The sequence below is a fragment of the Rhizobium sp. LjRoot30 genome, from assembly GCF_964253915.1.
Lineage (GTDB): Bacteria > Pseudomonadota > Alphaproteobacteria > Rhizobiales > Rhizobiaceae > Metarhizobium.
The window spans coordinates 140,509-158,887 of record NZ_CAXUSG020000005.1 but is presented as its reverse complement, the minus strand read 5'-3'; the positions used below and the strand labels follow the sequence as shown (position 1 = coordinate 158,887).

At 61.6% G+C, this 18,379-nt stretch carries 20 protein-coding genes and 1 tRNA gene; 12 read left to right on the top strand and 9 right to left on the bottom strand.

From position 1 onward, the window contains the following. The first annotated feature begins 5 nt into the window (after positions 1–5). The 6 genes from ACSQ3I_RS12580 to ACSQ3I_RS12555 all read left to right on the top strand — a co-directional run bounded on the left by ACSQ3I_RS12580 (position 6) and on the right by ACSQ3I_RS12555 (position 4,407). The gene (locus ACSQ3I_RS12580; protein WP_435999315.1) at positions 6–296 is read left to right on the top strand and encodes a type II toxin-antitoxin system ParD family antitoxin; all 291 of its coding nucleotides are present in this window, start codon (positions 6–8) and stop codon (positions 294–296) included. A 233-nt stretch (positions 297–529) separates the two neighbouring features. Continuing rightward, complete coding sequence (locus tag ACSQ3I_RS12575) at positions 530–1,567, top strand: cysteine synthase A (protein ID WP_435999314.1); 1,038 nt, start codon at positions 530–532, stop codon at positions 1,565–1,567. 8 nt (positions 1,568–1,575) lie between these two features. Further along, on the top strand, positions 1,576–2,313 hold the full coding sequence (locus ACSQ3I_RS12570; protein WP_435999312.1) for an alanyl-tRNA editing protein: 738 nt from the start codon (positions 1,576–1,578) through the stop codon (positions 2,311–2,313). Positions 2,314–2,330: 17 nt separating this feature from the next. After that, complete coding sequence (gene sseA / locus ACSQ3I_RS12565) at positions 2,331–3,185, top strand: 3-mercaptopyruvate sulfurtransferase (protein ID WP_435999310.1); 855 nt, start codon at positions 2,331–2,333, stop codon at positions 3,183–3,185. A 1-nt stretch (position 3,186) separates the two neighbouring features. Beyond that, complete coding sequence (locus tag ACSQ3I_RS12560) at positions 3,187–3,750, top strand: GNAT family N-acetyltransferase (RefSeq protein WP_435999308.1); 564 nt, start codon at positions 3,187–3,189, stop codon at positions 3,748–3,750. Positions 3,751–3,855: 105 nt separating this feature from the next. After that, positions 3,856–4,407: an OmpA family protein gene (locus tag ACSQ3I_RS12555; RefSeq protein WP_435999306.1), complete on the top strand. Its 552-nt coding sequence runs from the start codon at positions 3,856–3,858 to the stop codon at positions 4,405–4,407. An 80-nt stretch (positions 4,408–4,487) separates the two neighbouring features. Here ACSQ3I_RS12555 and murI read toward each other — a convergent pair whose 3' ends face one another. From murI to ACSQ3I_RS12535, 4 genes are all read right to left on the bottom strand, one after another. Continuing rightward, entirely contained in the window at positions 4,488–5,297 is an 810-nt protein-coding gene (murI, locus tag ACSQ3I_RS12550; RefSeq protein WP_435999304.1) for a glutamate racemase, read from the bottom strand. Next, positions 5,269–6,099: an RNA methyltransferase gene (locus ACSQ3I_RS12545; protein ID WP_435999303.1), complete on the bottom strand. Its 831-nt coding sequence runs from the start codon at positions 6,097–6,099 to the stop codon at positions 5,269–5,271. The genes murI and ACSQ3I_RS12545 overlap by 29 nt, the downstream gene beginning before the upstream one ends. Positions 6,100–6,166: 67 nt before the next feature. Continuing rightward, entirely contained in the window at positions 6,167–8,182 is a 2,016-nt protein-coding gene (locus ACSQ3I_RS12540; protein WP_435999663.1) for an FUSC family protein, read from the bottom strand. A 10-nt stretch (positions 8,183–8,192) separates the two neighbouring features. Beyond that, on the bottom strand, positions 8,193–8,732 hold the full coding sequence (locus ACSQ3I_RS12535; RefSeq protein ID WP_435999301.1) for a hypothetical protein: 540 nt from the start codon (positions 8,730–8,732) through the stop codon (positions 8,193–8,195). A 226-nt stretch (positions 8,733–8,958) separates the two neighbouring features. On the opposite strand from ACSQ3I_RS12535, the gene ACSQ3I_RS12530 reads away from it, so the two are divergent. Continuing rightward, positions 8,959–10,173 carry an NADP-dependent isocitrate dehydrogenase gene (locus ACSQ3I_RS12530; RefSeq protein ID WP_435999299.1) on the top strand — a complete coding sequence of 405 codons (1,215 nt, stop codon included), beginning with the start codon at positions 8,959–8,961 and terminating at the stop codon, positions 10,171–10,173. Between the two features lie 199 nt (positions 10,174–10,372). Beyond that, the gene (locus tag ACSQ3I_RS12525) at positions 10,373–10,996 is read left to right on the top strand and encodes a glutathione S-transferase family protein (RefSeq protein ID WP_435999297.1); all 624 of its coding nucleotides are present in this window, start codon (positions 10,373–10,375) and stop codon (positions 10,994–10,996) included. A gap of 43 nt (positions 10,997–11,039) precedes the next feature. On the opposite strand, the gene ACSQ3I_RS12520 is transcribed toward ACSQ3I_RS12525, so the two are convergent. The 5 genes from ACSQ3I_RS12520 to wrbA form a co-directional block, all read right to left on the bottom strand. Continuing rightward, complete coding sequence (locus ACSQ3I_RS12520; protein WP_435999295.1) at positions 11,040–11,894, bottom strand: AraC family transcriptional regulator; 855 nt, start codon at positions 11,892–11,894, stop codon at positions 11,040–11,042. Between the two features lie 179 nt (positions 11,895–12,073). Further along, a complete protein-coding gene (locus tag ACSQ3I_RS12515) occupies positions 12,074–12,346 on the bottom strand; it encodes a hypothetical protein (protein ID WP_435999293.1) in 273 nt (90 codons plus the stop codon). 182 nt (positions 12,347–12,528) lie between these two features. After that, a tRNA-Leu gene (locus ACSQ3I_RS12510) sits at positions 12,529–12,613 on the bottom strand. A 52-nt stretch (positions 12,614–12,665) separates the two neighbouring features. Continuing rightward, positions 12,666–13,724 (bottom strand): GNAT family N-acetyltransferase, encoded by a 1,059-nt coding sequence (locus tag ACSQ3I_RS12505; RefSeq protein ID WP_435999291.1) that lies wholly within the window; start codon positions 13,722–13,724, stop codon positions 12,666–12,668. A gap of 162 nt (positions 13,725–13,886) precedes the next feature. Beyond that, on the bottom strand, positions 13,887–14,486 hold the full coding sequence (gene wrbA, locus ACSQ3I_RS12500) for an NAD(P)H:quinone oxidoreductase type IV (protein ID WP_435999289.1): 600 nt from the start codon (positions 14,484–14,486) through the stop codon (positions 13,887–13,889). Between the two features lie 226 nt (positions 14,487–14,712). On the opposite strand from wrbA, the gene ACSQ3I_RS12495 reads away from it, so the two are divergent. The 4 genes from ACSQ3I_RS12495 to ACSQ3I_RS12480 all read left to right on the top strand — a co-directional run bounded on the left by ACSQ3I_RS12495 (position 14,713) and on the right by ACSQ3I_RS12480 (position 17,835). Further along, positions 14,713–15,486, top strand: coding sequence for a competence/damage-inducible protein A (locus tag ACSQ3I_RS12495; protein ID WP_435999287.1), 774 nt, complete (start codon positions 14,713–14,715; stop codon positions 15,484–15,486). Between the two features lie 111 nt (positions 15,487–15,597). Beyond that, positions 15,598–16,440: a universal stress protein gene (locus tag ACSQ3I_RS12490; protein ID WP_435999285.1), complete on the top strand. Its 843-nt coding sequence runs from the start codon at positions 15,598–15,600 to the stop codon at positions 16,438–16,440. Between the two features lie 237 nt (positions 16,441–16,677). Further along, positions 16,678–17,175, top strand: a complete 498-nt coding sequence (gene gpt, locus ACSQ3I_RS12485) for a xanthine phosphoribosyltransferase (RefSeq protein ID WP_435999283.1) — start codon at positions 16,678–16,680, stop codon at positions 17,173–17,175. A gap of 72 nt (positions 17,176–17,247) precedes the next feature. Further along, positions 17,248–17,835: a hypothetical protein gene (locus ACSQ3I_RS12480; RefSeq protein ID WP_435999281.1), complete on the top strand. Its 588-nt coding sequence runs from the start codon at positions 17,248–17,250 to the stop codon at positions 17,833–17,835. The last annotated feature ends 544 nt before the right edge of the window (positions 17,836–18,379 follow it).

Sequence of the window (18,379 nt, the reverse complement as noted above, 5' to 3'; positions counted from 1 at the left end):
TTGCGATGCCGAAAACGCCCGAAAGACATGTGAGTGTCACGCCGGAAACGTGGCAAGCCCTGCACGCCTGTGTGGAGAGCGGCGAATTTGCCACGACGGAGGAAGCGCTCGAGGACGCGGTGCGGCTGTGGCAGCGCCGGCGCATGAAGGAAATGCGGGAGGCCGACAGTATCGGCCGCCGCCTGCGCACCTCGATGGAAGATACCCGGCCAAGCCTTTCCGAAAAGGAAGCCGACAAAGAAATGCGGCACTTCATAGAAAGCCGCAAGAACGCCATCCGGCACGGGCCGCATTGACGAGCCCTCCGCGCCCCCTGAACACCCGCCGCTCGGCAGGAACAAACGATCAAAACGCGCCTCCTGCAGGCCGATCACGCGAGCGTCACCGGCACATGGAAGCCGGATTCGTCTGCTCAAGACAAATTTTGCCGTGGGTCGCCACTCAGCGAAACAGATTTTCTTGCCATACCGTCCTTGTGAACCGAAAAGACGGCACCTATTCTTATTGTCAAACGAAAAGGCACGACTCCATGGCGTTTCATCCCTCCGTACTGGAAGCAATCGGCAACACGCCGCTGATCCGCCTCAAGGGAGCCTCCGAAGCCACCGGCTGCACCATTCTCGGCAAGGCCGAATTCCTCAATCCCGGCCAGTCGGTGAAGGATCGTGCCGCCCTCTTCATCATCCGCGATGCCGAAAAGAAGGGCCTCTTGAAGCCCGGCGGCGTTATCGTCGAGGGCACCGCCGGCAACACCGGCATCGGCCTGACGCTCGTCGCCAAGGCGCTCGGGTATCGCACCGTCATCGTCATCCCGGAAACCCAGAGCCAGGAAAAGAAGGACGCGTTGCGCCTGCTCGGCGCCGAGCTGGTCGAAGTGCCGGCCGTGCCCTACAAGAACCCCAACAATTACGTAAAAGTGTCCGGCCGGCTTGCCGAACAGCTGGCAAAGACGGAGCCGAACGGTGCCATCTGGGCCAACCAGTTCGATAACGTTGCCAATCGCCAGGCGCATGTCGAAACCACGGCGCCGGAAATCTGGAAGGATACCGACGGCAAGGTCGATGGTTTCGTCTGCGCCGTCGGTTCCGGCGGCACGCTTGCCGGCGTCGCGGCCGGCCTTCGCGCATTTTCCGACAAGGTGAAGATCGCGATTGCCGATCCGGACGGTGCGGCCCTTTACGAATTCTACAAGAACGGCGCGTTGAAGAGCGAAGGCTCGTCGATCACCGAAGGCATCGGCCAGGGCCGCATCACCGCCAATCTCGACGGTTTTACGCCCGACTTTTCCTACAACATTCCCGATGCGGAAGCGCTGCCGCTGATCTTCGACCTCACCGAGAAGGAAGGCCTCTGCCTCGGCGGCTCGACCGGCATCAACATCGCCGGCGCCATCCGGCTTGCCCGCGACCTCGGACCGGGCCACACGATCGTCACCATCCTCTGCGACTATGGCAATCGATACCAGTCAAAGCTTTTCAACCCCGATTTCCTGACCTCCAAGGGCCTGCCAATTCCGGCCTGGATGGCGAGGACGCCGGATATTTCCGTCCCTTACGAATCCGCATAAGTGATCCCATGCCCGTCAATGCCCTGTTTCGAGATGATTTTTACCTGTCGACCTGCGAAGCGGTGGTAACGGCCGTCCATGAAGATGGCGGGATAGAGCTGGATCAGACCTGCTTCTATGCCACCTCGGGCGGCCAGCCGGGCGATACGGGATTTCTCGAACGGGCCGACGGCTCGAAGATAGCGCTTGGCCAGACAAAGACCGGCGCAACGAAAGACATCATCATCCACGTGCCGCTCGAAGGCGAAGCGGCACCGCTCGTCGGCGAAAAGCTGGTGCTGCATATCGACTGGCCGCGCCGCTACAAGCTGATGCGCATGCACACCGCCTGCCACCTGCTCTCCGTCGTTTGCCCCTACCCGATCACCGGCGCTGCCGTGGGAGAAGATGAAAGCCGCGTCGACATCGACATGGGCGAATTGGCCGACAAGGATGCAGTGACAGCAAAAATGATGGAACTGGTCAGCCAGAACCACCCCGTCTATCTGCAATGGATCACCGACGAGGAACTGGCCGCCAATCCGGGCATCGTCAAGTCGAAGAACGTTCGCCCGCCGGTCGGGCTCGGCCGTGTCAGCCTCGTCTGCATCGGCGAAAATTCCGCCATCGACAGCCAGCCCTGCGGTGGCACGCATGTCTCCGAAACCCAGGAGGTCGGAGCGATCTACATCTCGAAGATCGAGAAAAAGGGCAAGGAGAACCGCCGGTTCCGCATCCGTTTCGGAACGCCCGGCGACAACGCCTGATAGACGAGGAGAATTCCATGAGCGAGACCAAGAGCCGTTTCGTCGTTTCGGCCGACTGGCTGCAGGCGGAACTCGGCAGCCCGGACCTGCGTGTCCTCGACGCCTCCTTCTACCTGCCGGCGCAGAACCGCAATGCCGATGCAGAGTATGCCGCCGGCCACATTCCAGGCGCCATCCGCTTCGACCAGGACAAGATCGCTGATCACTCGGTGCCCTTGCCGCACACCGTGCCCTCGGCGCGGGAATTTGCCGCCGAAGTCGGCAGGCTCGGCATTCGCGAAACCGATCGTATCGTCATTTACGATGGTCCGGGCATCTTCGCTTCGCCGCGCGTCTGGTGGCTGTTCCGCATCATGGGCGCAAAGAATGTCTACGTGCTCGATGGCGGCCTTGACGGCTGGAAGGCGGAAGGCCGGCCGCTGGAGACGGATGTGCCCAGCCCTGAGCCGGTGACCTTCGCGGTGAATTTCGACGCCGACCGCGTCGTCTCCTTCGAGGCCATGGAGGAGATCGTCGCCGAAGGCTCCATGCAGGTGGCCGATGCCCGTAGCGCCGGCCGCTTTGCCGGCAGCGAACCGGAACCCCGCGCCGGCATGCGCTCCGGCCACATGCCGGGCGCCAAAAACCTTCCTTCGGGCGTCTTTTCCGACAAGGGGCGTTTCAAATCGCTGCCTGAATTGCGCCAGATCATCAAGGAAGCCGGTATCGACCTGTCAAATCCGGTCGTGACGACTTGCGGTTCCGGCATCACCGCCGCGATCATCACGCTGGCGCTGGAATCGCTGGATCATACCGACAACAAGCTGTATGACGGCTCGTGGTCCGAATGGGGCAGCCGGGAGGATACTGCCGTGGTAACGGGTAAGGAATGACATGGCGGCCAAGAAGCCAATAGCGCTCCCCGTACACATCACCCGCCTGGAAATGACGGCACCGCCGAAGGCAAGCCTGCCGGTGCCGGTCAATATCCAGACAGCCATCATGCGCGCGCCGGAGATTCCGCTCGCCTTCTATCGCTACCTCTACCGCCAAGTGGGCGCGCGCTGGCATTGGGTCGACCGGCTGCGGATGAACGACGAGGAACTGGCGGCAACGATCCACTCCCAGGCCAACAGCATCACCGTGCTCTACGTCAATGGCGCACCGGCTGGCTTTTTCGAATTGCTCAACAGCGATGAAAACACCGTCGAGTTGATTCATTTCGGCCTGATGGAACATGCGCTCGGGCTTGGCATCGGCAAATGGTTCCTGTTGCAGGCACTGTATTCCGCCTGGCAGGCCAGCCCGAACAAGGTGGTGACGACCACCAACAATCTCGATCACCCGCGTGCCCTGCAGCTTTACCAGATGTTCGGCTTCTCGCCGGTATCCACCAGCAGCGGCAGCATCCTGCCGCTCAGCGATGCGGAACTGCTTGCCTTCGCGCGGCAAATGTAAACGGCGGTTTACCTTGATGGCCGGGGTATGAACATCCGGTTCATCGGCTCTTCAGCTTCGAGATGCGAGAGTACAGCCCTCAGCAGATAGAGAGGGACCGACACCATGAACCGCCGCTTCTTCCTGACCGGGCTTGCCGCCCTCGCCGTTACGCCCGGCATGGCCTTTGCCCAGGAAACGCCGTCCGAAGACGCCATCATCCGCCGCCTCGATGCAGCCCCCAGCCGCCGCGTGCGGCCGGAAGAGCGCGTGACCATCCGCGAATTCAAGCGCCATCGCGAACTGCGTGACCGCGCACCGTCGATCGATATCCAGTCGATCAATTTCGAGTTCGGCTCGTCGCAGATCCCTCGCTCGGAATTTCGCAAGGTGCGGGTCATCGCCAACGCATTGCAGCGCATCACTCGCCGCCGGCGCGGCGCCCGTTTCCTGATCGAGGGTCATACCGATGCTGTCGGCTCTGCCGGCTCCAACCAGATTCTGTCTGAGGACCGGGCCGAATCGCTGAAATGGGCGCTGGTCGAAGAATTCGGCATTCCCGAACGCGCGCTGGAAACCGTCGGCTACGGCGAGGAGTACCTGCTGGTGCGGACCGAACGCGAGGAATGGCGCAACCGCCGCGTCACGCTGCGCCGCATCGACGAGTTCCTTCGGTAAGCAGCGGCCACCTTACCCGCTTGCCAAACGGCTCCTCAAATGGCTTGAGGGGCCGTCTCGCTTTCATGCTGTTGGCAGGGTCAGACCCGCAATCCAAAACCTTGCATCAGCCGGCGCGTGGAGAAATCGGGATTTCCCGAGGTGAAGACCGCGAGATCGAAACCATCGGGATGTTCGGCGTTCTCGATCAGCGGCACCTTGCGGCGCGCCTGCCGGGCGATGGCCTCGGCGGGGTCCAGCCAGTCCACGGGCCAGGGCGCGAGGCGGCGAAAGACATTGGCCATGAACGGATAATGCGTGCAGGCAAGCACGACGATATCGGTTTTCCTGCCATCGCTTTTCAGAAAGCACGGTTCGATTTCGGAGAGCACATCGGCGTCGGCGACCGCCTCTCCGCGGATATAGGCTTCCGCCATGCGTGCGAGATTCTGCGAGCCGACAAGGCGCACATGGCATTGGGTGGCGAAGGACTGGATGAGGTCGCGGGTATAGGCACGCTTGACCGTGCCCGGCGTGGCAAGCACCGAGACCAGGCCGGAACGGGTTCGCTCGGCGGCTGGCTTGATCGCCGGCACCGTGCCGACGAAGGTCATGTCCGGAAAGGCGGCGCGCAGGTCGGAACCGACCAGCGTGAAGGCGGTGTTGCAGGCGATGATGCAGATTTCCGGATCGTGCTCTTTCAATAGCCGGGCAAATAGAGCGAGGATATGCGCGCGCAACGCATCTTCCTCCCAGCCGCCATAAGGAAAACCGGCATCGTCAGCGACATAGACAAAACTGCGCTCCGGCATCAGCACACGGGCTTCGCGCAGAACCGTCAGGCCGCCAATCCCGGAATCGAAAACGAGGACAGGTTTCAGCTCAAGCGTCTTCGTGGCCGTCGTCACCATCCTTGTCCCCTGCCTGCGGCGCTCCCGCTCCGCGCGGCGATTGCCGCGAAAACCGGTCGAGCGAAGAGATCACGCCGCGAAAAATGTTGATTTCCTGGGCGGAGAAGGCCCGCCGGGAGAGAGCAGCCCGCAAGTTGTCGATCATTTTCGGCTTTTTGGCGGCGGGACGGAAATAGCCGCGCGCATCCAGCGCCTCTTCGACATGATCGAAAAGGCCGAACAGCTCTTCCTTGGTCGCCGGGCGCTGCTCGACCGGCTGGAACGGCGTTTCGCCGAGATCTTCCATGCCGGACTTCATCCATTCGTAGGACATCAGCAGCACCGCCTGGGCGATGTTCAGCGAGGCGAAGGCCGGATTGACCGGAAAAGTGACGATTTCGTCGGCCAGCGCCACCTCCTCGTTGGTCAAGCCCCAGCGTTCGCGGCCGAACAGGATTCCGGTCTTTTCGCCGGTTACATGACGTTCACGCAGCGTGGTGACAGCAACGACGGGTGCGCGCACCGGCTTGAAGCCGTAGCGCTCGCGCGCCGTCGTGGCATAGACGAAATTCAGGTCGGCGATCGCCGCTTCCAACGTCTGGAACACCGTCACGCCGTCGATCACATGGTCGGCCTTCGAGGCGGCGGAACGCGCCTTCTCGCTCGGCCAGCCATCGCGCGGATTGACGAGGCGCAATTCCGACAGGCCGAAATTCGCCATGGCGCGTGCCACCATGCCGATATTTTCGCCGAGTTGCGGTTCGACGAGAACGATTGCCGGTCCGCCGGTCAGAAGTTCGCGTTCGCTGTTGGTGCCTGCCATTGGCCAAAAATTCCTTGAGATCACGTGGATATGCCGCAATATCGCCCTCTGCGGCGCTCGGCAAGCCTTACCTCTCCGGATGCAACCGATCCAGAGAGGCGCCGAGCATCTCGATACCAAGCCTCGATCCCTGATGTGACAGCGGCAGGTGTCGTCCGGCCGCCGGCGGCGCCTTGCGTTTGATGAAGAAGCTTGCCGTTCCTTTGGTGGCAACACGTTCCAGGCAAACACGTGTTGCCGCGATCGCCGGCTGAACTGCTACGCGCTCTTCCTCGCCGGCAAAGGCAAAACGGCTGGCGAAGACGCGAGCCCAGTAGGTCGAGGCCATCAGGATCGCCAGCGTCTGGCGGATATGGCCCGGCCGGGTGACGATCTGCCAGGAAACACCGAGCGGCCGTGCGGCCGTCGCCACGTCGCGATAGGCGGCATCGAGCTTTTTCGACAGGCCGATCAGTTCGGCCCCGGTGGCACCCGTGGTGCCGGCGGCAAGCAGCTGGCGCAGCGTGTCGAACCATTTGTTCAGCGCTGTGTCGAGCGCCGACTGCGTGCGGGTCGGAAACACCAGGAAGGCGACACCGGCGCCGGCCAGCGTGCCGATCAGCGTTTCCTCCAGGCGCAACCGCAGCAAATCCAAGGTCAGCGCGCCCGTCAGACCGTAAACGAGGCAGATGACGATCGAGACGAAAAACGTCATCGCCGTATACGAGACCTGCAGCCAGTAGAACGCCAGGAAGACGCAGAGAATGGCGACGAGGATGGCAGCCCCCGGAAAACCGGAGAGCAGCGTGGCGAGCACCATGCCGCAGCTTATGCCGAGCAGCGTGCCGCCGGAGCGTTGCGCCGCCTTGATCGCCGTATCGCCACGTGAATTGGTGTTGGTGAAGACGAGAAAGGCCGAAAGCACCGCCCAGAACCAGCGATCACGCGACAGCATCAATCCGAAGATCATGGCGATCCCCGAAGCAAGGGTGATCTGCAGCGCCGTGCGTACGGCGGGATTGCCGAGCGACCATTCCGGTCTCGCAGCTGGTGACGCGGGCACCGTCTTCGGCTGTGCAAGCCCGTGAAAGTCGCTTGCCTCAATTTTCGCTGTCGTCGAGACCGCCGCCGCCCTCGCCGCCTGCAGCCAGAGAAGCGCACGCACCGTTTCGGCAAGCCGCTCATCCTTCTCCTCGACCGCAGCTTCCCGCTCGACCGCCTGTTCGTCACGGCTCAGCAGGGCCTGCAGCAGAAGCGGGCGTGGCAACCCCTGCCGGCTCAGCACAATGGCGCTTTCGGCGGCAAGATGCAGGTCGAAGAGCCGCAGGCCGATGTCGGCCGCCGGATCGTCCTCGTCCGGCAGCGCCTCGGTGCGGCTGACCGGCACCAGCCCATCGGCCATCAGCACCGCCTCCTTCAGGCGCTCTTCCAGCCGGTTCAGTTCGGCCCGATCCTCCGCCGTCCATTCGCCCTTTTCGGCAATGGCAAGCAGGGCCGAGACGATATGATCGACCCGGCCGAGCACGCTCACCATGGCGCGCAGGAAATCGCGTCGCCAGTCATCCGGCAGGAGATGGATACGCACCACATGCGCTGTCGCCGCGGCCGTCAGGGCGCCGAGCGCCACGTAGGGAATATCCGCCATCGCCGGATGCAGGTAGGCGCCGATGAAATAGGACATGAAGGCAAACATGCCGACAGCCGCCCAACGCGTCCCGAACGCCCGCAGCAGCGATGCGGCGAAGATAATGACGAGAAACGCCACATCCGAAACGATACGCCACGGCTCCAGCACCGCTGCCAGGGCAATGGCCGCCACCGCGAAAAGACAACCGATCGCCCGCGTCTTCAACTGGTCGGCAGCGGAAATATCCCGCACCGTTAACCCGCCCTGGATCGACAGCACGATGCCGATGGAATAGGCGGCCGGCGGCAGCGGCATGGCAAAAACATGCACCGCTGCCAGGATCAGCGTGCTGATGACAATGGTCAGCGTGACGCGCAGCCCCAGCCGCAGGCGCGAAAAGGCCGGATCGTTGGCAAGCAGCCAGTCGCGAACATGCAGCCCGGCACGGCGGGACGGCTGCTTTCCGCTCTCCGTCAGTCCGGCGATCTCAGCCTCCCTGCTTGGCAATCTCCACCATGATGCCCTTCAACGACGAAAAATTCCCGTCGTCGAAGTTTTCCGTCAGGATATCGTCTATGACCGGCTTGCCGCCTTCCTCGACGACCAGGAATTTTACCGTCGAAAGCTTCTGGTATTCCGGCTCGGTGCCGGCGCAGCTCATGTTCTTGAAGGTTGCGTCCACTTCCGTCGCCCCGTCTTTCGGTCCCTTGACGGCAATGGCCGTGTCCTGCAGCGGGCAACCATCCTGGCCGTTGACAATGACATCGTAATCGAATGGCGACGTGCCTTCGTCATAGGCCGGAAACTTGGCGGCGGCCCGGTATTTGGCGACGAAATCCTTGCTGTAGAGGCGTCCGAGGCGCGGCTCGTCGAACAGATCCTGATATTCGTGATCGCCCTCCTGCCAGTTGACGGTGGTCGCATCCATCACCTCGCGCACCGGGACGACAGGATCGCCGGCGAGCGCAACGCCCGCTGTCAGGCAGGAAGAAAGGCACAGGAAAGAAGCGAGGGTGACGATGCGCATGACGGCAAATCCTTGTTTTACCGAAGAGTGAGTCGGGCCGGAGAGTAGCGACTCGCCGGGGTTTGACAATCTCGAAAGAGCATGACGCCTCTGTGGCGTCCCGCTGCAAAAAAGCGGGTCCGCGGCGGTTGCCGGCTTTGCGTTCCGGGGCGACAGTGCTATAGCGCACGAGATTTGACTTCACCCTCCCGGGACCCCTGTCCCACCAGCACTCAAGAGGCTATTCATGCAGAAGATCAAGGTAGCAAATCCGGTCGTCGATCTCGACGGCGACGAGATGACCCGCATTATCTGGCAGTTGATCAAGGACAAGCTGATCCTGCCCTATCTCGATCTCGACATCGAATATTACGACCTTTCGGTCGAAAACCGCGATGCCACCAACGACCAGGTGACCATCGACGCCGCCCACGCCATCAAGAAGCATGGCGTCGGCATCAAGTGCGCGACGATCACGCCGGACGAAGACCGCGTCAAGGAATTCAACCTCAAGCAGATGTGGAAGAGCCCGAACGGCACGATCCGCAACATCCTCGGCGGCGTCATCTTCCGCGAGCCGATCATCTGCAAGAACGTGCCGCGCCTCGTTCCCGGCTGGACCAAGCCGATCGTTGTCGGCCGTCACGCTTTTGGCGACCAGTACAAGGCAACCGACTTCAAGTTCCCGGGCAAGGGCAAGCTGTCGATCAAGTTCGTCGGTGAAGACGGTCAGGTGATCGAGAAGGACGTTTTCGACGCCCCCGGCGCCGGCGTTGCCATGGCGATGTATAACCTCGACGAATCGATCCGCGAATTCGCCCGCGCCTCGATGATGTATGGCCTGATGCGCAAGTGGCCGGTCTACCTGTCGACCAAGAACACCATCCTCAAGGCCTATGACGGCCGCTTCAAGGATATCTTCGAGGAAGTCTACCAGACCGAATTCAAGGCGAAGTTCGACGAACTCGGCATCACCTACGAACACCGCCTGATCGACGACATGGTTGCCTCGGCGCTGAAGTGGTCCGGCGGCTACGTCTGGGCATGCAAGAACTACGACGGTGACGTGCAGTCCGACACGGTTGCGCAGGGCTTTGGTTCGCTCGGCCTGATGACCTCCGTCCTTCTGTCTCCCGATGGCAGGACGGTGGAAGCCGAAGCCGCGCACGGCACCGTGACCCGTCACTACCGCCAGCACCAGAAGGGCCAGGAAACCTCGACGAACTCGATCGCCTCGATCTTCGCCTGGACCCGCGGCCTCGCACACCGCGCCAAGCTGGACGACAATGCCGACCTCGCAAAGTTCGCCTCGACGCTCGAAACCGTCTGCGTCGCCACCGTCGAAAGCGGCTTCATGACCAAGGACCTGGCGCTGTTGATCGGTCCCGACCAGCCGTGGCTGTCGACCACCGCCTTCCTCGACAAGATCGACGAGAACCTGCAGAAGGCCATGGCTGCCTGAGGTTTTTGGGCCAACCGGCAAGACATTCGAACGGCGGGGTTTTCCCCGCCGTTTTCTTTTTCTGCCCGCTTCAATGACGTCCGTCGCAACGAGCCTGCCTCTTGATACCGATCGATATCGCCCCACATCCGCTATGGCCCCGCTTGCCGCCAACGGCTGTGCACGATACGAACAAATAAGGAACAAGAAGGAGGCGCCATTGACTGCGAACCTGACATTCTACACCAACCCAATGTCGCGCGGCCGGATCGCCCGCTGGATGCTGGAGGAAACCGGCGTACCCTACAAGACGGAATATCTGTCTTTCGGCGGCACGATGAAATCGGCGGACTACAAGGCGGTCAATCCAATGGGCAAGGTGCCGGCGATCAAGCACGGCGATACGGTCGTGACCGAATGCGCGGCGATCTGCGCCTATCTGGCCGATGCCTTTCCGGAGGCGGGGCTTGCGCCGCCGACCGACAAGCGCGGCAGCTATTATCGCTGGATGTTTTTCGCGGCCGGGCCGCTGGAGATGGCGGTGGTCAACAATTCGCTCGGCTTCCAGATCCCCGAAGACAAGCTGCGCATGGCAGGTTGCGGACGCTTGGGCGATGTCATGGAAACGCTTGAGGCTGCTGTTTCGGCCTCCCCCTACATCGCCGGCGACCATTTCAGCGCCGCCGACGTCTATGTCGGCTCGCATATCGGCTGGGGCCTCGGTTTCGGCACGATCGAAAAACGTCCGGCCTTCCTCGATTACTGGGGACGGGTGAGCAGTCGCGAAGCCTGCAAGCGCGCCAATGCCATCGACGATGCGCAGATGCCGAAACAACCAGGTTGAAACCGATGGGAAGCGCGCGGCATGGCCGCGCGCCCCTGTCGTTTCATGCCGCCAGCGGCATGTAGATCTCTGTCAACAGTTCGGTCGGCGCGACATCCTGCGGCGTGTTGAGATAATGCTCGAACATCAAGGCGTCACGCAGCGCGCGGCCTGACTGTGGCAGCCATTCGGCGTAAAGCCAGCGATAGGCCAGTTGCATGTCGGCATAGGGACCCTTGTGGCGCAGCACGGCGTATTCGCCACCGTCCAGCGACCGCCGCTCCAGCGGCGCTTCCGCCGGCAGATCCGCAGACGCCTCGATGCAGGCGTAGGACCGCAGTTTTTCGGTCGGCACGAGACCGGGATCGTCGAGATAGACGCCGATCAACGTCATCTGCGGCGGCATCAGGCCGCGGATGTGCAATGTGCCGGCCAGGGTTTCGAAAGCGCGGCCGATATCCATATAGCTGCCGGTGTGGGCTGCGCCGACAAGGGTTTTCGGGGCGATGGTCTTGATGGTGACGTCATACATGAGGATAGCCTTTCCACGAGTTGCTGGTTCAAAGACAACGTGGCTTCCCTCTTTCCGGTAGCGTGCCGGAGGCATGCCGTAGACCGACTTGAAGATCCGGTTGAAAGACTGGAGATTGGGATAGCCGGATCGTTTCGCAATCTCCGATATCGGCCATCCGGTGCGGACGATGTCGCCCGCGGCGCGATGCAGGCGAAGCCGCTTGACGGTGGCCGCCAGCGTTTCGCCGTAGATCGCCCGGTAGATCCGATGCCAGTGGTAACTCGACAGGCAGGCGATTTCGGCAAGCCGATCCATATCCAGATCCTCGTCGAGGTGGTCGTGGATATAGGCTGAAACCCGCCGCAGGCGGTGTTCATAAAGGCTCCATGCCGTTTCGCCGTTCATATCGAGGTCCCTTGCAATTCGATCGACCGGACAGAACCATACACCGATTTGACAAATCCTGCGGACTTGCGGCCAGCAGCTTTGCCCTATGGAATGACGGTGGTGAGGCACCTTTCAACACCATCGACCTTGCCGCCGGCAGGCGACAAGGCACGAAGCAGGACGGCAGGCTTGCCTCATTAGATGTTGCGATCGCGATCGCAAACCTTGACGCGTTGAGAATAAGAATTCCCCTGGTCGTCGAAAACGCGGATCCGTTCAAAAGAACATTTGCCGTCGCTGCGAACCCAGCGAACCCGCTCGTTCGGCCAGGTGGCACTCATCCGTTCCATGCTCTTGTTGCCTTCGCCACGGCCACCACCCCGGTCTCCGCGGGCAGCACTGGCTTCCGTGGTGACGAACATGGTACCGGCGCTTGCGGCGGCGAGCAGGACGATCATAAATTTACGCATTGCGGTCTCCTCTTGTGTGAAAAGGATGATCCACATCATCCTGAACACCACTGTGCAGCACAGACCGCAGCAGCGCAGTTCCCGGAGGCACAGGAAGGCTAGAAGACGCAAGCCGCATCTCGACATCATCGATCGGAGGGATTTGGTATGCCGGAGCCGATGGGATAGCTGATGCATCCAGCTGGTGCGGACGACGGGGGTCGAACCCGTACAGCCAAGGCCGAGAGATTTTAAGTCTCTTGCGTCTACCAGTTTCGCCACGTCCGCGCGCGTCTTGTTTCAACGACTGGGCGACGTCCGTCAAGTACCCTTTTCGGGGCTAACGTCTCGCCAGGGAGAGGAGCCGGCCGCGCACGCGGTCATAGATGTCCTGCCCGAGGATCAGCGTTCCGGTCGTTGCCAGCGGATAGCGGCGAACGGAGACATGATTGCGCACCTCCAGCGGCCAATGGCGCTGCCAATCTTCGGCCATGCCCAGAAACTCGTGCCGTTCCAGCCCTTCCGCGATCGCCGCCTTCAACGTTTCGTGCGTCAACAGCAGGCCCGGCGAACAATCTCGAAACGCCTCGTCGAAACCGATCTTCAATTCGTAAAGCCGCCTTTCGGAGACCAGGCCGATCCGTATCGCCACCGTCCTGCCGTCGATCAACATGCGATAGACACGCAGCCCGCCGGTTTCAGCGACGCGCTTGCTGTAAGCGTCGAAAAAGGCGCGCTGTTCCGGCAGGCAAACAAGGGCCGTGCCGTTACGTCTTTTCCACCCGGAACCCTCGATGCGAACCAGATCCTCGACCATGTCGGCGCATTGCTGCGCGTCCGGCCGTTCGACCACAAAACGCACCGTCCCGTATTTTTCGGCACGCCGAAGTTTCCGTCGAAGCGTCGTGCGGGCGCTGGACGACATGCTGGCCTCCAGCGCCTTTTCGGTGGACGGAAGCACGGCGGCATGGGTGCTGCCGGTATCCGCGAAGAGGGTCAGGCTGCCCCGCCGGTTTTCCCGCATCGCCCTTTCCTCAAGACTGCCGGCATGCAATCGAGCCAGAGAGAGAGCATGGTTTTCCTTGCCGATCGCCTCGGAGAGGTCCGCCAAGGCCTTTTCGTCGCGAAAGAGCAGCGCGCCGGGCTCCCGCAGAGGATAATGGATCAGATGCAGCCGCCGCGAAAATCCTTCGCGAAACAGGCCGAGCGGCGCGGCTGCACGAAGCTGCTCGCCTTCCCAAATGGCAAAAACCGCAAGCTCTGCCCTGGACGCAAAAGCCTCAGCCGCCGCGATCGTCCATTCATGGCTGAGCATCGGCACGGGATTGAACGCCGCAAGCGCCCGCCATGACTCGGTTACTTCTTCCAGGCGCCGGGTATCACGAATGATTTCGAGCATGCCACTTCTCCCTGATTTGCCGGCAAGAAAGCACATCGCGCTGCGAAATTCAGGAAAACACGAAAAAAGCGTTAACACCGGCACCGGAGCAGATGGAAAATCCCGAAATGAAACAAAAAGGCGCGGGTCTCCCCGCGCCTTCTGTTCGAAAATCGAAAATGCTTAGCCGGCAATCTTGGCAGCAAGCTTGGCGACGAGATCGCCCTGGAACTTTGCGCCTTCCAGTTCGATTGCCGAAGGCTGGCGCGAGCCGTCGCCATTGGTGATCGTCGAGGCGCCGTAGGGCGAGCCGCCCTTGACTTCTTCCGTGCCCATCTGGCCCTGGAAGGCATAAGGCAGGCCGGCAACGACCATGCCATGATGCAGGAACGTCGGGATAAAGCCGAGGATGGTCGATTCCTGGCCGCCGTGCTGGGTGGCGGAAGACGTGAAGACCGAGCCGACTTTGCCGACCAGCTTGCCTTCGGCCCACAGGCCACCCGTCTGGTCCCAGAAGTTGCGCATCTGCGAAGCGACCGTGCCGAAACGCGTGCCGGCGCCGACGATGATGGCGTCGTATTCGGCCAGCTCAGCCGGCTTGGCGATCGGGGCAGCCTGGTCCATCTTGAAATAGGATGCCTTCGCGACGTCTTCCGGTACCAGTTCCGGAACGCGCTTGACAGTCACGTCGGCACCTGCGGCGCGAGCGCCTTCGGCAACCGCGTTGGCCATGGTTTCGATGTGGCCATAGGCCGAATAATAGAGAACGAGAACTTTTGCCATTGCCTGCTCCTGAAATTGAAAAATTCGTGGCTGTTTTGCCTGGCAACAGATGTAGCAGCCCTGCCCGCCAAAGCCAGTGTTCACCGAGACAACGCACTGTTCAATGGACGTGACCGATATTTCGCTTGCAGCCGCGAATCCGTACGCCCGAAAAGAAGCGCCCGCAGGACTTGCATTCCCTTCGGCCGGGGCTACGGTGTCGCCAGATCGAAACACGGATACTTCCATGACCACGCAGACCATCGTCACCGCCGCCATGCTCGCCATCGGCGACGAACTCCTTTCCGGCCGCACCAAGGACAAGAACATCGGTCATCTCGCGGATATCCTGACGCTTTCCGGCATCGACCTGAAGGAAGTGCGTATCGTTGCGGATGAGGAAGGCGCCATCGTCGAGGCGCTGAATGCGCTGCGGACCCGCTACACCTACGTATTCACCTCCGGCGGCATCGGCCCGACCCATGACGACATCACCGCCGACGCGGTGTCGGCCGCTTTCGGCGTCCCCTGCCTGCACGACCCGGCCGCGATGACGCTGCTCGGCGACATGTATGCCAAGCGCGGCATGGAATTCACCGAAGCGCGCAAACGCATGGCCCGCATGCCCGAAGGCGCTGCCCATATCGCCAATCCGGTCTCCACCGCGCCTGGCTTCACCATCGGCAACGTTTACGTCATGGCCGGCGTGCCGCAGGTTTTCCAGGCGATGCTCGACGCTGTCGTTCCAACGCTCGATACGGGCGCCCGCATGCTGTCGCGGGCCATTCCCTGCCCGTTCGGCGAAGGCGATATCGGCACGCCGCTTGCCGAAATCCAGAAGGCGCATCCGGAAACCAGCATCGGTTCCTATCCGAAATACGACGGCAAGACTTTTTCGACGGAAATCGTCGTGCGGGCACGCAGCGAGGACGTGCTCACGCCGGCAGTTGAAGCCGTGTTCGCCATGGTGGAGACGATCCGGGCCGCCAAGATTGCCCAAAACACCTCCGCGGAAGCCTGACTGCGGCAAACTGGCATGCCACATTTGACGGCGATCAAGGAACCTGCGCCGACACGCCGACATTATAGAGGTGAGGCGCAGGATATTCCGCCTCCCACGGAGACGATTGCCATGACCTATAAAACAATTCTTGCCGTTCTCGATTCCCCCAGGAACACCGCCCAGGTGGCCGATTTCGCCATCTCGCTGTCGCGCGCCTTCGACGCGCACCTGATCGGCCTGCATGCGGAAACGCTTGCCAGCGTCGCGATCGTCGCGCCGATGGAAATTCCGGATCCCGTCGCCATCCAGGCATTGCAGGACATGGCGCAGGCCGACACGGCCGAAGTCGGGCGTATCTACAAGGAGCGGCAGGCACTGGCCGGGGTTTCGGCAGAGTGGCGCGGCCTGTCCTCGTCGGCGGGATACAACGGCTCGACCGTGATCGACGCGGCACGTGCCGCCGACCTGATCGTTGCGGGCCAGGGCAACCCCGAACATCCGACCGACGGCTGGCGCGACCTTGAAAGTTTTCTGTTCGACAGCGGCCGGCCGGTGCTGCTCATTCCCTATATTCTCCGCGAACCGCGCCCGATCAGGCGAGTGCTGATCGCCTGGAACGGCTCGCGCGAAGCGACCCGCGCCACCTTCGACGCCCTGCCGTTCCTGAAGCAGGCCGAAGAGGTGGAAATCTTCACCGTCGATCCGGAGGAGACAAGTGTCCAGTCGCCTGCCCTCGCCGGCGTGGAAATTGCCGCCACGCTTGCCCGGCACGGCTGCAAGGTGACGGTGGCGACCGGTGAAACCAACGGCCTGCCGGCCTCGGCGGTCATCGAGAATCGCCTTTCCGACGACAGCATCGACCTGCTCGTGATGGGCGCCTATACCCATTCGCGGCTTTGGGAAATGCTGTTCGGTGGCGTCACCCGCACACTGTTGAATTCGATGACGGCGCTAACATTGCTGTCGCGCTGACACGGCATCGCCGGAAAAATGCGAAGCCCTTGCTTTTGCCGGGCAAATGTCGCTAATTGCGACGACCTGTAAGAGAAACGCTGGATCCTCGGCGATGCCGGGCGCAGTCTTGGACCGCCCCTCATTGCCGTCAGAACCGGGCAGCCTGCCGTTTGCGGTGGCTGCCTTTGTCGTTTTCCAACAGTCGCCGATAGTGTCGGCGTTGTCCCTTGCCTACAGAAGCTTAAGGTCACTTCCATGTCGCTTCCCGAAAAAGCCTTTCCCGTTTCCTGGGATCAGTTCCATCGCGATGCCCGGGCGCTTGCCTGGCGTCTTGCCGGTCTCGACCAGGAGTTCCGCGCCATCGTCTGTATCACCCGCGGCGGCCTGGTTCCGGCCGCGATCATTTCGCGCGAACTCAACATCCGCCTGATCGAGACGGTGTGCATCGCCTCCTACCATGACTACGTCAACCAGGGTGAGATGAACCTCCTGAAGGGGATCGCGCCCGAGCTTGCCGCCAATGGCGGCGAAGGCATCCTCGTCGTCGACGACCTGACCGACACCGGCAAGACGGCGGTGGAAGTTCGCGGCATGCTGCCTAAGGCACATTTCGCCTGCGTCTACGCCAAGCCGAAAGGTGTGCCCACCATCGATACTTTCGTTACGGAAGTCAGCCAGGACACGTGGATCTACTTCCCCTGGGACATGGGCTTCACGTACCAGGAACCGATCGCCAAGGGCAGCCGCGGCTGAGCCTCCTGCCCGCCGTCGCGCCATGCGGCCGGCGGGCATCACAGCCGGCGGACACTTCCTGCGAGACAATCGATGCGCAAACTCCTGCCCTTTCTCCTGTCTTTGCTGGTGATCGCCTCGCCCACCGGGAGCCGCGCTTTGGCCGGCAGCGAGGGCCGCCACGTGGCGCCGATCCGCGCATTCGTCGAAAACAACATCCGGCCCTGGTTGTCCGATCCTGCGATCATCGCGGTCCTCAAGCAGCAGAACGCCGCACATGCCGGCCTGCGCCCCGGCGATATCGAAACGCTCGACAAGGAATGGCGTGCCGAGGTTGCCGACGGTCACTACAAACTTATCAACAAGCTTCTTTCCGATCCGATATCGTCCATGCTGCACGACAAGCAGGGAGAACTCGGCGGAGCGGTGACCGAGATCATCCTGATGGATGCCTACGGGCTCAACGCCGCGCAAAGTTCCGTGACCAGCGACTACTGGCAGGGTGACGAGCAGAAATTCCAAAAATCCTTCGGCGCCGGCAAGGGCGCCTTTTTCATCAGCGACCCGGAGAAGGATCTCTCCACGCAATTGCTGCAGTCGCATGCCTGCCTGACCATCGTCGACGAGGCTGGAACGCCGATCGGCGCCATCGCCATCGGCATCGATCTCGACTTCCTCTGAGATTGCGACTCACCATAGCAAGCTGACGGCACATTGCGGATCGTTTGCCAATCCGCCAATCGTGGCAATCGTCGTTTTTTCGCCCTTCAGGTCGCGGCGAAAGCCAGTTTTTCCCGCCGAAAAACTACCGCTCGCAGCAAGCGCTTGAAATCTCTGGTGTCTTTGGCTTTCCCCATTTTCCACAGCCTCGACCTACAATATGTTGTGGTTAAATTTCCGCTAAAAACCAGCCCTTGACGGACTCACCTGTTTTCAAGTTAATGGCGAAACGTTGCGGCGGCGGCGGAACCGGATGATGACGAGGCCGGTTTTACTCATGGAATGAGCTGTGTTCTGGCTTGCGCGTTCATCACGAACGCGCGCGGCGCTGTGTTTGCGCCGATTTCTGCCGCTGTTAGAAAACGTGATGCGAGAGCGGGCGGCAACAACTTGTTAATAAAACGAATTCTACTATATTTAGGGTTTGCAGCCTAATTCACCACAAGATACAGGGTCCACATCTTCAAATGTGTTCCCACCGGAAGCGGAAGACGAACTGGCTGCG

Coding starts and splice junctions, on each gene's coding strand:
- ACSQ3I_RS12580 (WP_435999315.1), top strand. CDS start 6: ATGCCGAAAACGCCCGAAAGACATGTGAGTGTCACGCCGGAAACGTGG.
- ACSQ3I_RS12575 (WP_435999314.1), top strand. CDS start 530: ATGGCGTTTCATCCCTCCGTACTGGAAGCAATCGGCAACACGCCGCTG.
- ACSQ3I_RS12570 (WP_435999312.1), top strand. CDS start 1,576: ATGCCCGTCAATGCCCTGTTTCGAGATGATTTTTACCTGTCGACCTGC.
- sseA (WP_435999310.1), top strand. CDS start 2,331: ATGAGCGAGACCAAGAGCCGTTTCGTCGTTTCGGCCGACTGGCTGCAG.
- ACSQ3I_RS12560 (WP_435999308.1), top strand. CDS start 3,187: ATGGCGGCCAAGAAGCCAATAGCGCTCCCCGTACACATCACCCGCCTG.
- ACSQ3I_RS12555 (WP_435999306.1), top strand. CDS start 3,856: ATGAACCGCCGCTTCTTCCTGACCGGGCTTGCCGCCCTCGCCGTTACG.
- murI (WP_435999304.1), bottom strand. CDS start 5,297: ATGGTGACGACGGCCACGAAGACGCTTGAGCTGAAACCTGTCCTCGTT.
- ACSQ3I_RS12545 (WP_435999303.1), bottom strand. CDS start 6,099: ATGGCAGGCACCAACAGCGAACGCGAACTTCTGACCGGCGGACCGGCA.
- ACSQ3I_RS12535 (WP_435999301.1), bottom strand. CDS start 8,732: ATGCGCATCGTCACCCTCGCTTCTTTCCTGTGCCTTTCTTCCTGCCTG.
- ACSQ3I_RS12530 (WP_435999299.1), top strand. CDS start 8,959: ATGCAGAAGATCAAGGTAGCAAATCCGGTCGTCGATCTCGACGGCGAC.
- ACSQ3I_RS12520 (WP_435999295.1), bottom strand. CDS start 11,894: ATGAACGGCGAAACGGCATGGAGCCTTTATGAACACCGCCTGCGGCGG.
- ACSQ3I_RS12515 (WP_435999293.1), bottom strand. CDS start 12,346: ATGCGTAAATTTATGATCGTCCTGCTCGCCGCCGCAAGCGCCGGTACC.
- ACSQ3I_RS12505 (WP_435999291.1), bottom strand. CDS start 13,724: ATGCTCGAAATCATTCGTGATACCCGGCGCCTGGAAGAAGTAACCGAG.
- wrbA (WP_435999289.1), bottom strand. CDS start 14,486: ATGGCAAAAGTTCTCGTTCTCTATTATTCGGCCTATGGCCACATCGAA.
- ACSQ3I_RS12495 (WP_435999287.1), top strand. CDS start 14,713: ATGACCACGCAGACCATCGTCACCGCCGCCATGCTCGCCATCGGCGAC.
- ACSQ3I_RS12490 (WP_435999285.1), top strand. CDS start 15,598: ATGACCTATAAAACAATTCTTGCCGTTCTCGATTCCCCCAGGAACACC.
- gpt (WP_435999283.1), top strand. CDS start 16,678: ATGTCGCTTCCCGAAAAAGCCTTTCCCGTTTCCTGGGATCAGTTCCAT.
- ACSQ3I_RS12480 (WP_435999281.1), top strand. CDS start 17,248: ATGCGCAAACTCCTGCCCTTTCTCCTGTCTTTGCTGGTGATCGCCTCG.